At 65.3% G+C, this 13,272-nt stretch carries 9 protein-coding genes, 2 tRNA genes and 2 rRNA genes (1 of these 13 running past the window's edge); 10 read left to right on the top strand and 3 right to left on the bottom strand.

Annotation, left to right across the window (positions count from 1 at the left end; all coding sequences use genetic code 11):
* The 6 genes from MWN52_RS17035 to MWN52_RS17010 all read left to right on the top strand — a co-directional run.
* A tRNA-Ala gene (locus MWN52_RS17035) sits at positions 1 to 35 on the top strand (it extends 41 nt beyond the left edge of the window).
* 19 nt (positions 36 to 54) lie between these two features.
* A tRNA-Ile gene (locus MWN52_RS17030) sits at positions 55 to 131 on the top strand.
* Positions 132 to 384: 253 nt separating this feature from the next.
* Positions 385 to 3,251 (top strand): 23S ribosomal RNA (locus MWN52_RS17025).
* Between the two features lie 146 nt (positions 3,252 to 3,397).
* Positions 3,398 to 3,512: ribosomal RNA gene (rrf, locus tag MWN52_RS17020) — 5S ribosomal RNA — on the top strand.
* Between the two features lie 535 nt (positions 3,513 to 4,047).
* Positions 4,048 to 5,147 (top strand): IS3 family transposase gene (locus tag MWN52_RS17015; RefSeq protein WP_286574530.1). Its coding sequence is split into 2 segments (ribosomal slippage): positions 4,048 to 4,297 and positions 4,297 to 5,147, totalling 1,101 coding nucleotides; the frame shifts between segments, so codons are not numbered across the junction.
* A gap of 91 nt (positions 5,148 to 5,238) precedes the next feature.
* The gene (locus MWN52_RS17010; RefSeq protein WP_286577781.1) at positions 5,239 to 5,535 is read left to right on the top strand and encodes a glycine zipper 2TM domain-containing protein; all 297 of its coding nucleotides are present in this window, start codon (positions 5,239 to 5,241) and stop codon (positions 5,533 to 5,535) included.
* Positions 5,536 to 5,689: 154 nt separating this feature from the next.
* On the opposite strand, the gene MWN52_RS17005 is transcribed toward MWN52_RS17010, so the two are convergent.
* Positions 5,690 to 7,348, bottom strand: coding sequence for a dihydroxyacetone kinase subunit DhaK (locus MWN52_RS17005; RefSeq protein WP_286575629.1), 1,659 nt, complete (start codon positions 7,346 to 7,348; stop codon positions 5,690 to 5,692).
* 115 nt (positions 7,349 to 7,463) lie between these two features.
* Here MWN52_RS17005 and MWN52_RS17000 point away from each other — a divergent pair, with 115 nt between their 5' ends.
* Positions 7,464 to 8,387 (top strand): DUF808 domain-containing protein, encoded by a 924-nt coding sequence (locus MWN52_RS17000; RefSeq protein ID WP_286575628.1) that lies wholly within the window; start codon positions 7,464 to 7,466, stop codon positions 8,385 to 8,387.
* A 10-nt stretch (positions 8,388 to 8,397) separates the two neighbouring features.
* Here the strand turns inward: MWN52_RS17000 and MWN52_RS16995 are convergent, their stop codons facing one another.
* Positions 8,398 to 9,060: a DUF998 domain-containing protein gene (locus tag MWN52_RS16995; protein ID WP_286575627.1), complete on the bottom strand. Its 663-nt coding sequence runs from the start codon at positions 9,058 to 9,060 to the stop codon at positions 8,398 to 8,400.
* Positions 9,061 to 9,190: 130 nt separating this feature from the next.
* On the opposite strand from MWN52_RS16995, the gene acuI reads away from it, so the two are divergent.
* The 3 genes from acuI (at position 9,191) to MWN52_RS16980 (ending at position 12,833) form a co-directional block, all read left to right on the top strand.
* A complete protein-coding gene (gene acuI, locus MWN52_RS16990) occupies positions 9,191 to 10,177 on the top strand; it encodes an acrylyl-CoA reductase (NADPH) (RefSeq protein ID WP_286575626.1) in 987 nt (328 codons plus the stop codon).
* Positions 10,178 to 10,202: 25 nt separating this feature from the next.
* Positions 10,203 to 10,841 carry a Rossmann-fold NAD(P)-binding domain-containing protein gene (locus tag MWN52_RS16985; protein ID WP_286575625.1) on the top strand — a complete coding sequence of 213 codons (639 nt, stop codon included), beginning with the start codon at positions 10,203 to 10,205 and terminating at the stop codon, positions 10,839 to 10,841.
* Between the two features lie 105 nt (positions 10,842 to 10,946).
* Positions 10,947 to 12,833, top strand: a complete 1,887-nt coding sequence (locus MWN52_RS16980; protein WP_286575624.1) for a DUF1302 domain-containing protein — start codon at positions 10,947 to 10,949, stop codon at positions 12,831 to 12,833.
* 45 nt (positions 12,834 to 12,878) lie between these two features.
* Here MWN52_RS16980 and MWN52_RS16975 read toward each other — a convergent pair whose 3' ends face one another.
* Entirely contained in the window at positions 12,879 to 13,244 is a 366-nt protein-coding gene (locus tag MWN52_RS16975) for a hypothetical protein (protein WP_286575623.1), read from the bottom strand.
* Positions 13,245 to 13,272: the final 28 nt, after the last annotated feature.

Raw genomic sequence — 13,272 nt, 5'->3', positions numbered from 1 at the left:
GGGGGTCGTCGGTTCGATCCCGACAGGCTCCACCATCTGTCAGCACGATTCATTGGGTCTGTAGCTCAGGTGGTTAGAGCGCACCCCTGATAAGGGTGAGGTCGGTGGTTCGAGTCCTCCCAGACCCACCACTCTGGATGTCTTGATTGCGCATACGAATTTCAAAGTTTGAGCGCGGGCGTTGAGGCCTGTGTTCTGCTCTTTAACAACTTGTGATGTAGCGAGCGTTTTAGATGATCATCTAGACGTGTCGTGAGGCTAAGGCGGGGGAGAGATCCCCTGATTGTGAGTCGTTATATTCGCGCCGGGGCTTTGTACCCCCTGGCAACAGCACAGGATCCGTCCGGTGCTGAAAAAGGACCTCGAGGCAACTTGAGGTTATATGGTCAAGCGAATAAGCGCACACGGTGGATGCCTTGGCGGTCAGAGGCGATGAAGGACGTGGCAGCCTGCGAAAAGTGTGGGGGAGCTGGCAACAAGCATTGATCCCGCAATGTCCGAATGGGGAAACCCACTGCTTCGGCAGTATCCTGCAGTGAATACATAGCTGCTGGAGGCAAACCCGGTGAACTGAAATATCTAAGTAACCGGAGGAAAAGAAATCAACCGAGATTCCCTGAGTAGTGACGAGCGAACGGGGAACAGCCCTTAAGCTGATATGGTTTTAGAAGAACAGTCTGGAAAGACTGGCCATAGAAGGTGACAGCCCTGTATTTGAAAGGGCCATATCAGTGAAGACGAGTAGGGCGGGGCACGAGAAACCCTGTCTGAACATGGGGGGACCATCCTCCAAGGCTAAATACTCCTGACCGACCGATAGTGAACCAGTACCGTGAGGGAAAGGCGAAAAGAACCCCGGAGAGGGGAGTGAAATAGATCCTGAAACCGTGTGCGTACAAGCAGTAGGAGCCTCGCAAGGGGTGACTGCGTACCTTTTGTATAATGGGTCAGCGACTTACTGTTCGTGGCAAGCTTAACCGTGTAGGGGAGGCGAAGGGAAACCGAGTCTGATAAGGGCGCATAGTCGCGGGCAGTAGACCCGAAACCGGGTGATCTAGTCATGGCCAGGGTGAAGGTGCCGTAACAGGTACTGGAGGCCCGAACCCACGTCTGTTGCAAAAGACGGGGATGAGCTGTGATTAGGAGTGAAAAGCTAATCGAACCCGGAGATAGCTGGTTCTCCTCGAAAGCTATTTAGGTAGCGCCTCATATGTATCCTCTTGGGGGTAGAGCACTGTTATGGCTAGCGGTCCATCGCGGATTAGCAAACCATTGCAAACTCCGAATACCAAGACGGACTGTATGGGAGACACACGGCGGGTGCTAACGTCCGTCGTGAAAAGGGAAACAACCCAGACCCACAGCTAAGGTCCCAAATTTCGTGCTAAGTGGAAAACGATGTGGAAAGGCACAGACAGCCAGGAGGTTGGCTTAGAAGCAGCCACCCTTTAAAGAAAGCGTAATAGCTCACTGGTCGAGTCGGTCTGCGCGGAAGATTTAACGGGGCTAAGCACGAAACCGAAGCTTGGGGTGCATCACTTTGTGATGCGCGGTAGAGGAGCGTTCCGTAAGCCTGCGAAGGTGGATTGAGAAGTCCGCTGGAGGTATCGGAAGTGCGAATGCTGACATGAGTAACGATAATGCGGGTGAAAAGCCCGCACGCCGAAAGCCCAAGGTTTCCTTGCGCAACGTTAATCGACGCAGGGTTAGTCGGTCCCTAAGGCGAGGGCGAAAGCCGTAGTCGATGGGAAGCAGGTTAATATTCCTGCACCTCGCGTAAGTGCGATGGAGGGACGGAGAAGGTTAGGCAGGCCAGGCGTTGGTTGTCCTGGTGAGAGCGTTGAGGCGGTTCCCTTTGGCAAATCCGGGGGAGCAACGTTGAGACGAAGGACCAGCCCTTTAGGGCGAAGCTGCTGATATCACGCTTCCAGGAAAAGCTCCTAAGCTTCAGCTTACGCAGACCGTACCGTAAACCGACACAGGTGGGTAGGATGAGAATTCTCAGGCGCTTGAGAGAACTCGGGTGAAGGAACTAGGCAAAATAGCACCGTAACTTCGGGAGAAGGTGCGCCTCTTCTGGTGAATAGCTGGGGGAGGCCGAAGTGACCAGGCCGCTGCGACTGTTTATCAAAAACACAGCACTCTGCAAACACGAAAGTGGACGTATAGGGTGTGACGCCTGCCCGGTGCTGGAAGGTTAATTGATGGGGTCAGCCGCAAGGCGAAGCTCTTGATCGAAGCCCCAGTAAACGGCGGCCGTAACTATAACGGTCCTAAGGTAGCGAAATTCCTTGTCGGGTAAGTTCCGACCTGCACGAATGGCGTAACGACAGCGGCGCTGTCTCCACCCGAGACTCAGTGAAATTGAAATCGCTGTGAAGATGCAGCGTTCCCGTGGCAAGACGGAAAGACCCCGTGAACCTTTACTATAGCTTTACATTGAACGTTGAGTTCGTCTGTGTAGGATAGGTGGGAGGCTATGAAACTGTGGCGCTAGCTGCAGTGGAGCCAACCTTGAAATACCACCCTGATGTGCTTGACGTTCTAACCTAGGTCCGTTATCCGGATCGGGGACCATGTATGGTGGGTAGTTTGACTGGGGCGGTCTCCTCCCAAAGAGTAACGGAGGAGCACGAAGGTACGCTCAGCGCGGTCGGACATCGCGCACTGTGTGCAAAGGCATAAGCGTGCTTGACTGCAAGATCGACGGATCAAGCAGGTACGAAAGTAGGTCTTAGTGATCCGGTGGTTCTGTATGGAAGGGCCATCGCTCAACGGATAAAAGGTACTCCGGGGATAACAGGCTGATACCGCCCAAGAGTTCATATCGACGGCGGTGTTTGGCACCTCGATGTCGGCTCATCACATCCTGGGGCTGTAGTCGGTCCCAAGGGTATGGCTGTTCGCCATTTAAAGTGGTACGCGAGCTGGGTTCAGAACGTCGTGAGACAGTTCGGTCCCTATCTGCCATGGGCGTTGGAGATTTGAGAGGGGCTGCTCCTAGTACGAGAGGACCGGAGTGGACGAACCTCTGGTGTTCCGGTTGTCACGCCAGTGGCACTGCCGGGTAGCTATGTTCGGAAGCGATAACCGCTGAAAGCATCTAAGCGGGAAGCGCGCCTCAAGATGAGATCTCCCGGGACACAAGTCCCCTAAAGGAACCATCAAGACTAGGTGGTTGATAGGTCAGGTGTGTAAGCGCTGTAAGGCGTTGAGCTAACTGATACTAATGATCCGTGTGGCTTGACCATATAACCTCAAGTGGCTTCGCCCTCGCGAAGACCACCTTAGCCTCGACGCACGTCGATGCTCACTAAACACTCTCTACATCACAAGTAACTACGCGAGACTGAGCGCCTAATCCAGCTGTATCGGATGGCGACGCTCCAACCGTCTCCCTGGTGAAATTAGCGCTGTGGTCCCACCCGATCCCATCCCGAACTCGGAAGTGAAACGCAGCTGCGCCGATGGTAGTGTGGCTTAAGCCATGCAAGAGTAGGTCATCGCCAGGGTCTTACCCCAGACCCCCTCAGATCCAACGATCTGAGGGGGTCTTCTTTTGCGCCTGGGAAAAGCAACGCTGCCGCCCGGCAGCGGGCGCAACGCAGAGAGCCAGGCAATACGCCCGAGCGTTCGATGCGGGCGGATCGGAGGGAAGCGGTGCCCTTGAGCCCGAAACCGAATGGCATGCAACGGAGAGCGGGACGGCAAGGGCAGGACCGAGTCGAAGAGCCGCACCGACGGTCGTTGCCGGAACGCTTCTGAAGCGGGCCTCGCGGCTCGTAGTGGTGGCTCTGGCCTTGCTAGCAGCAGAGAGAAGCTGCCTGACTCACGTCTACACTCACCCGGCGCATACGCTGCAGTCCAGCGGTTAAACATGTGGCGCCAGGTCGCCTGTTTTTCACCGGAGATTGCAATGTCGGGTGGCTTCATGGCCGCACGTATCGTTACGCAAGCGAGGTTTGCCATGAAGAAGTCCTGACCTGAGACGAATCATGTAGCCGACCGGCAGGTGAGTTCTCTACCCTCGACAGGCAAGGAGAACTCATGAAGAAGCGTTTCACCGATGAGCAGGTCATCGCGATCCTGCGCGAAGCGGAAGCGGGCGCGGCACCGATCAAGGTGCTGTGCAAGAAGCACAACATCAGCGAGCAGACGTTCTTCCGCTGGCGCAATCGCTTCGGCGGGATGGACGTGCCGGACGCCAGGCGGCTGAAGGATCTTGAATCGGAGAACGCCCGGCTCAAGCGGTTGGTGGCCGAGCAGATGCTGGTGATCGACGGGATGAAGGAGATCGTCCGAAAAAAATGACATCCCCGTCGGGGCGACGCGCTGCATTGGTCGCGTTGACCCGTCGGGGACTGTCGCAGCGCAAGGCCTGCCGCTACCTGGACCTGAGCCGGCGGATTGCCGGCTATGCGCTTCGCCAGCCGGCTGCGGACAAGCCCCTGGCCGAGCGACTGCTGGCGGCGTCGCCGCAGGTGCCGCGGTTCGGCTACCGGCGGATGGCGGCCTGGCTTGGCGTGGGGGAGGCCCGGGTCCGGCGCCTGTGGCGTTCGCTGGGTCTGAACATCCCGCGTCGGCGTCCGCGGCGCCGGCGCAGCGGCAGCGATATCCGCCTGCCCGGCGCGGTCCGGCCCAACGCCGTGTGGAGCTACGACTTCGTGCACGACCAGATGGTGGATGGTCGCAGCCTGAAGCTGCTGTGCGTGATCGACGAGTACACACGGGAATGCCTGGCCATCGAGGTCGGGGCCAGCCTGCGGGCGCAGGACGTGGTCCTGACCCTGTCGCGGCTGATGCGGCTGTACGGCAAGCCGGCGTTCGTGCGCTCGGACAACGGCGCCGAGTTCACTGCGGCGAAGGTCATGCGCTGGCTGCGCGATGCCGCGATCGGCCCAGCCTTCATCGCCCCGGGCAGTCCGTGGCAGAACGGCTTCGTGGAGAGCTTCAACGGCAAACTGCGCGACGAGTTGCTGAACCGCGAATGGTTCCGCAGCCGGGCCGAGGCCAAGGTGCTGATCGAGCGCTGGCGGCAGTTCTACAACGAGCGCAGGCCACACAGCGCACATGGCTACAAGCCCCCGGCAAGCATCCGCCGGAACTGGTCCGAACCCGATACCATCACCACAGGACTCACCGCCTGAGTGGCTACAAAGTCCGTACGCAGGTCAGTCCCACATCCATGCTTCCCGCCTGTTGGTGTGCGCTGGTCTGCTGGGGATCGCCACCTCGGCCATGGCCCAGCGCTACGGGCCGCAGGACGAGGGCCGTCGTTTCAACGACGGCACGCGCGTGGTCTGCAAGAACGTCGAGGTCCGCAAGAACAGCAAGGATTCCAACCGGATCCTGGGCACCGCCACGGGCGCCGTGGTCGGCGGTCTGCTGGGTAACCAGATTGGTGGCGGCAACGGCAAGAAGCTGGCCACGGTCGGCGGCGCCATCGCCGGCGGCGCGGCCGGTCGCACGATCCAGGGCAACCACCAGATCGATCACGGCGATCGCGTCGTGGAGAAGCAGTGCGTCCGCCGCTGATCCGCAGCGCTTCGTGAGACCGACAGAACGGCCGGGCATTGCCCGGCCGTTCTGCGTTATGGGCCGGGCGTGGGCGCTGAGGCTGCGATCAGCGGTACAAACGTCGCAGATGCAGCGCTGCGGCCGATGCGCCCGAATCGGCAAGCCTCACGGATCAAGCGCTGCGCGCTGAGGTCGCCGCCTGCGCGAACGCCTCGAAGGCACGCGCCACCGCTTCCGCACCGGGGTCGACAACGCCTTCCAGCGCTTCGGCACGCACAGAGGCCGAGCGGCCGGCCTGGGCTTTCTGCATCGTCGCCGTGGCGGCTGCGCCCTCGCGGGCTGCTTTAGCTGCGGCCTCCAGGTCGCCGGGCCGTTCGCGCAGCGCGGCGATGGCGGGAATGAGGGCGTCGAGCATGGTGCGATCGCCCTGGCGGGCGCCGCCGGTCTCCTGCATGCGGGCGATGCCGCGCTCCAGCGCCTCGGGCCAGGACGCGGCTTCCGCCATCGCCTGCGCGGCGGCGGTGAGCATGATCGACAGCAGCACGCCGCTGGACCCGCCCATGCTGTGTTCGATCAGGGCCGCCAGTTCCTGCGCCAGGCGTGCCTGTTCGCCGGTGCTTAGCGCGTCCGCCTCCAGCGCCGCGAGCACGGCGGCAGCGCCTTGGGCGAAGGTGGATCCGGCGTCGCCGTCTCCGACCTTGGCATCGAGCGCATCCAGTTCTTCCTTGGCTGCCAGCAGGGTCTGCGCGGCCTGCTTCAGTGCATTGGCGCGCTTGGCATCGCGATGGCCGCTGCCGGGGGCATGTTCGGATTGGGGGCGCTCGGGTTCGAAGTAGGTCACCGGTCGCGGCGTTGAGACGCCGGGCCAGGCCAGCGTTTCGACCGGCGCGCGCAGGGCCTCGAGCACGTCGGCGTCGGCCGGGCCCAGGGTGATCGAGAATCCGTGCATGTCCATCGAGGTCATCAGCGCCGCCGGCCGCACCATCACGGCGATGCGTTCCAGGCCGATGCGAGCGATCACGCCATTGGCCAGGCTGCCGAGCTCCTGCGTGGAGCAGCCGCCCAGGTCGTTGAGAAACACCACCAGCGGCGCGTCGGCGCCCAGGCGGGCGTCGGCGCCCTCCAGCAACGGCGAGAGCACGAGGTCGAGCGCATCCTGCAGTGACTGCGGATCGACCTTGCGCGCGCCCGGTTCGTTGTGGATGCCCAGGCCGAGTTCGGGCGAGCGCTTGCCCTGGTGCTGGCCGGGCACGGTGGCGCTGGAGAGCGCCATGCCCAGCGACAGCAGGCGGTCGGCGAAGGCCTGCCCGCGTTCGGCGATCTGCGCCAGCGCCACGCCCTGCGCCGCCAGATGCCCGACATACTTGTGCACCAGCACCGTGCCGGCCAGGCCGCGTGGCTGGGCGGCGTCGGGCAGGGCGATGTCGTCGCGCACCAGCACGGTGGCCACGTCGATGCCTTCGGCGCGCGCACGTTCGGCGGCCAGGCCGAAGTTGAGCCGATCGCCGGTGTAGTTCTTGATCACCAGCAGCACGCCGGGCGCCTGGCGGCAGGCGTGGATCGCGGCCAGGACCGCTTCGACACCGGGCGAGGCGAACAGGTCGCCGGCGATGGCGCCGGTCAGCATGCCCGGGCCGACGAAGCCGGCATGGGCGGGTTCGTGACCGGAGCCGCCGCCGGAGAGCACCGCCACCTTCGCGGCGTCGGGCTCGGCCTGCAGCACGATGCGCATGCCCGAATCGGGTGCGCTCATCCGCAGCGGCATCAGCTGCGCGGTGGCGTTGAGGAGGTCGGCGACGATGGCGCGCGGTGCGCCGAGGAACTGCTGCATGCGTCGGTCCTGTCCGGGAGGGGCTTGCGAGCCTAGGACATGACGCGTGAGTCAGGTGCGCAGACATGGGGGGGCATGCACAATGCCCGTCCCCCTCTTCAGGACGACCCGCACAATGGCCGGAGCCAGCCTGTTCACCCTGCTCGACGATATCGCCACCATGCTCGACGACGTGGCGGTGATGACCAAGGTCGCCGCGAAGAAGACCGCCGGTGTGCTCGGCGACGACCTGGCGCTCAACGCCCAGCAGGTCACCGGGGTCAAGGCCAACCGCGAACTGCCGGTGGTGTGGGCGGTGGCCAAGGGCTCGCTGCTGAACAAGGCGATCCTGGTGCCGGTGGCGCTGGCGATCAGCGTCTGGCTGCCGGTGGCGATCCCTTATCTGATGATGATCGGCGGCGCGTATCTGTGCTTTGAAGGCGTGGAGAAGCTGGCGCACAAGTTCCTGCATTCGACGGACGAGGACGCCGCGCATCATGCGCAGGAGGCGCGCGCCCTGGCCGATGAGCGCGTGGACGTGGTCGCGTTCGAGAAGGACAAGATCAAGGGCGCGGTGCGGACCGATTTCATCCTGTCCGCCGAGATCATCGTGCTCTCGCTGGGCGTGCTGAGCGAGCGCACGCCGCCGCCGACCTTCGTCGAGGAGGTGATCGTGCTGGCGCTGATCGCGCTGCTGATGACCGTCGGCGTGTACGGCCTGGTCGGGGCGATCGTGAAGCTGGACGACCTGGGCCTGTGGCTCTCGCGCAAGGGCGCCGCGCTGGCATCGATCGGCCGTGGCCTGCTGGTGGCCGCGCCGTTGCTGATGAAGTTCCTGTCCATCGCCGGCACCATCGCGATGTTCCTGGTCGGCGGCGGCATCCTGGTGCACAACATCGGCCCGCTGCATCACCTCATCGAAGGCCTGAGCCTGAGCGGTATGGCCGCCAGCGTGGCGGGCATGCTCTACAACGCCCTGATCGGCGTGCTGGCCGGCGCGATCGTGCTGGGCGTGGTGCAGCTGGTCGGCAAGGTGCGCGGCAAGTCCGCCGCGCACTGAAGGCCTTCGCTTAGGCGGCGCCGCGCCCGCGGCGCACCAGGCACAGCGACACGGCCATCAGCCAGCCCAGGATCAGCACGATCACCGACTTCTGTCCCAGTCCGGTCAGCGGCGGTGGGCACCAGGCCATCGCCCAGATCGCCAGGAAGCACAGCGCCGCCCACGGCAGCGCCCAGCGCCGGTGCGCCCGCCAGTAGGCGTCGTGGCGAAAGTCGTGGGCCTGCCACATCAGGCCGACCGTGGCGCAGACGAAGGCCGTGCTCGCCGCGCCCACGTGGATGCGCCCCTGCACGGTGGTATGCGCGCCGGGCATGTCCATCCACGCATAGGCGGTGATGCACAGGGCCAGCGCGGCGGTGACGAACAGCGCCATCGGCATCCGGCCGCGTGCGCGCGGATGCAGGCTGCCGCGCAGCCCGAAGATCAGCGCCAGCATGCCGACGCTGAGCACGCAGTAGGCGGACTGGAGCAGATGGCCCCAGGGCCCGATCAGATACAGGCTCATCTGATTGCGCACCACATCCAGATCCGAGCGCAGCAGGTGGACCACGATGGTCACGGCGACGAAGGTCGCCAGGCTGGCCAGGGCCAGCCCCGGCCACAGCAGGTTCACGCGGCCGTGCGGCGTCGAGGGGGAGGCGAAGGCGGTGGCGAGCGGCGCCGATCCTGGCATGTGGGCGGTCTGGCGATGGCATTGCTTCGTGCAATGCAGGGATTCTAGCGAGCGCGGTACGCGGCTGACCAATTCCGTGCTCACGCCGCGCTGGCTAGCATGGGGCCCTGTTTCGGTCGGAGGATGGGTCATGGCATTCAAGGCCTTGCTCGTGAACAAGCGCGACGGCGCGGTACAGCCGGAGCTGGTGACGCTGGAAGACGGCGATCTGATGGAGGGCGATGTCACCGTCGCGGTCGAGTACTCCACGGTGAATTACAAGGACGCGCTGGCGGTGACAGGCCGGGCGCCGATCATGCAGGTGTTCCCGTTGATTGCCGGTATCGATCTGGCCGGGCGTGTGCTCGCGTCGGCGCATGCCGGCTTCAAGCCCGGGGATGCGGTGCTGGTCAACGGCTGGGGACTGAGCCAGACCCACCACGGCGGTTTCGCCCAGCGCGCGCGCGTGCCGGGCGACTGGCTGGTGCGCGTGCCGGACGCCTTCGACACGCGCCAGGCGATGGCGATCGGCACCGCAGGCTACACGGCGATGCTCAGCGTGCTGGCGCTGGAGCACAACGGCCTGACCCCCGATGCGGGCGAGGTGCTGGTCACCGGCGCCAATGGCGGCGTGGGCTCGGTGGCCATCGCCGTGCTGGGCAAGCTGGGCTATCGCGTGGTCGCCTCGACCGGGCGCATGGCGGACGCCGACCATCTCAAGGCGCTGGGCGCGGCCGAAGTGATCGAACGCGGCCCGCTGGGCGAGCCCGGCAAGCCGCTGCAGAAGGCGCGCTGGGCCGGTGCGGTGGACAGCGTCGGTAGCCACACCCTGGCCAACGTGCTGGCGCAGACCCGCGAGCGTGGCACGGTCACCGCCTGCGGGCTGGCCCAGGGCATGGACCTGCCGACGACGGTGGCGCCGTTCATCCTGCGCAACGTCACCCTGGCGGGCATCAATTCGGTCGATGCGCCGCAGGCGCTGCGCGAAACCGCCTGGCAGCGTCTGGCCCGCGATCTGGATCCGGCCTTGCTGGCGTCGGTCACCACGCAGGTGGCGCTGGCCGAGGTGCCGCAGGTGGCCGACGACCTGTTCGCCGGCAAGGTGCGTGGGCGCGTGGTGGTGGACGTCAATGCCTGAGCCGGCCCCGGGCAGGGCGCACCCGATGACGCAGGTGCTGTTGGCGGGTGCGACCGGGCTGGTGGGCGGCCTGACGCTCTCGCAGCTGCTGCTCGACGAGCGGGTCACGCGGGTGGTGGCGCCGACCCGCCGCCCGCTGCCGATGACCCACGCCCGCCTGTTCAATCCGGTGGTGGATTTCGACGCGCTGCCGGCCGATGCGGACTGGTGGCGGGTGGACAGCGTGATCTGCGCGCTGGGGACGACGATGCGCCAGGCCGGTTCGCGCACGGCGTTCAGGCGGGTGGACCACGACTATCCGGTGGCGATCGCGCGCCATGCGCTGTCCGGCGGGGCGCTGGCCTATGCGCTGAATTCGGCGACCGGCGCCGATGTCGCCTCGCGCTTCTTCTACACCCGGGTCAAGGGCGAGGTGGAGCGCGACCTAGAGGCGCTGGGCTACACGTCGCTGACCCTGGTGCGCCCCGGCCTGATCGAGGGCGAGCGCGCGCAGCGCCGCACCGGCGAACGCCTGGCCGGCCTGGCCCTGCACGCCCTCTCGCCCGTGCTGCCGCGCCGCTTCCGGCCCAGTCCCGCCGAAGGCGTCGCCGCGGCGCTGGTCGATGCGGCCTTGAATGCGCGTCCCGGGCGCCATGTGATCGAGGCCGCGCAACTGGCGGGCTGATCCGGGCGCGTGCCGGCCGCGGGTTGGTCACGGCTGCAACCATGCGCGGCGGCGCCTGTCTTCGGTGTTATAAAGCACGCCGTTTTTAACGGATCGGTAACGCGCATGACGCTCTCGAACGCCCGCTCCCGCACGCGCCGCCGCGTGCCGGTGCTGTGCCTGCTGGCCACCGTCATCGCCGCGCCCCTGCATGCGGCTGAATTCAAGCTCGCCGACGGGGAAGTCACCGGGACCTGGACCACGCGCGCGACCTACGGCATGGGCGTGCGCACGACCGGCCGTTCGGAGCACCTGGTCGGCAAGGGCTTCCGGTCCGACGGCGTGGCCAAGGGCGGCGATGGCGCCGATACCGCGGACGACGGCAACCTCAACTACGGTGCCGGCGATGTGTATTCCTCGCTGTTCAAGCTCAGCACCGCGGTCGACCTGAAGTGGCGCAACTTGGGCGTGGCCGTCAGTGGCCGCGCCTGGTACGACACCGCGCTGAAGGACAACGACGTGCCGCAGGGCAACCAGCCCAGCGGCTTCAAGGGCAATGCGCCGCTGAGCGACCACGACTTCTCCCAGTCCAACCAGTTCTCCGGGGCGATGCTGTTGGATGCCTATGTCTACGGCCGCTTCAAGCTGGGCGAATCCACCACGTGGGATTCGCGCCTGGGCAAGCAGCGGGTGAAGTGGGGCGAGGGGGTGTTCTTCCAGGGCGTCAACCAGGTCAATCCCTACGACTACACCACGCTGCGCCGCCCCGGCACCGACCCGGCCACCGAGGCCCAGCTGCCGGTGGAGCTGTGGTGGAACAAGCTCAGCTTCGACAACGGCGTGTCGGTGGAGGCCTTCTACCAGTGGAAGTGGCGCCCGACCGAGCTGGATCCGTGCGGCACGTTCTGGTCCGGCGCGGACATCGGCATCGACAACGGCTGTTCGGGCCTGCAGTCCAATGCCTATTACCCGATCAACGCCTATTCGCCCGGTGCGGGGCAGTGGCTGAGCGATGGCTACATGAACGCCGTCGGCGCCTACCTGCCGCGCGGGCGCGACATCGAGGGCAAGGACAGCGGCCAGTACGGCGTGGCCGCGCACTACACGATCAAGCCCATCGCCACCGAGCTGGGCCTGTACTGGATGCGCTACAACTCGCGCCTGCCGATCCTCAACGCCACCACGCCGAACATGGCCAACGCCGATCCGACCCTGGTCGCGCGCATGACGGCCGACGGCGTGCCGCTGGCCTACGCGCAGCTGTCCCAGCGCCTGTCCACGATCACCGAGTCGTGGGAGTACCCGGAGGATCTCACCCTGATGGGCCTGTCGGCCTCGCACAAGGCCGGGGCGTGGAAGTTCGCCGGCGAGGTCAGCTTCACCCAGGACCTGCCGGTGCAGATCAACACCGCCGACATGTTCGCCGCGCTGACCCGCAACGGCGGGCCGGTCGGTGGGCGCACCGCCGGCCAGGATCCGGGCTTCCTGCTCAAGGGCTACGACCGCTTCGACAAGTGGCAGGCGCAGGCCTCGGTCACGCGCACGCTGGGGCCGGTGCTGGGCGCCAGCAGCGGCGTCATCGTCGGCGAGGCGGCCTGGCAGCACGTGGACCTGCCCGGGCTGGATGTCGCGCGCTATGGCCGTGGCTTCGCCTGGGGCTATTCGCCGCAGGGCTTCGACGGCAGCTGCGGCGCGGTGCAGAACCCGCAGGGCTGCGTGAACAAGGGCTACTTCACCAAGATGGCCTGGGGCTATCGCGTGCGTGGCCAGCTCAACTACGCGGTGGGCAGCACCACTCTGTCGCCCAGCCTGACCTGGGGCCAGGACGTGCACGGCTACGCGGTGGACGCCACCCTGGTGCAGGACCGCAAGACGGTCTCGCTGGGGCTGGCGGCCAAGTTCGCCGGCAACGCCTTCGCCTCGGTCGCGTATACGAACTATCTGGGCGATAACTCCTACGACGTGCTGGCCGATCACGACAACGTGGTGATGGCGATCGGCACTACGTTCTGAGCATGGCAGGCGCAGTGCCGCCGGCCTGGCGGCACTGCGTGCCCCTCAACCCGCGCAGCGCGTGCCCGGGCCGGGCGCTTCGGCCTGCACGCATTCGTTCACCTGCATGTCCAGGCCCTGGAACACGCGCTGCTCGCCGGCGCCCAGGCTGAACTGGTCCACCGGTGTGCGTGCGCAAGCGCGCTTGTCGTCGGTGCCGACGCGACAGGTCTCCTCGAACAGCTGGTAATGGCAGCGCCCACTGGCGCTGCGCACGCACTGGAACGTCGCCGAGCCTGCCTCGCGCGTGGTCCGGCTGAACAGCGTATCCACGCCGTCGCGCTGGCTGCGCGTGATGGACGTGCTGCTGCTGCCGTCGTGGCAGCCGAACAGCGCAAGCAGGCAGTAGAGGATCGAGGTCAACAGGCGCATGGCGCGCTCCTTGTCATGTGATCGGTGG

Origin of the sequence: Pseudoxanthomonas winnipegensis, assembly GCF_030322905.1 — a bacterium.
GTDB classification, from domain to species: domain Bacteria; phylum Pseudomonadota; class Gammaproteobacteria; order Xanthomonadales; family Xanthomonadaceae; genus Pseudoxanthomonas_A; species Pseudoxanthomonas_A winnipegensis.
Note: the sequence above shows the minus strand (reverse complement) of the source record. Positions and strands in the feature narration are given on the sequence as shown.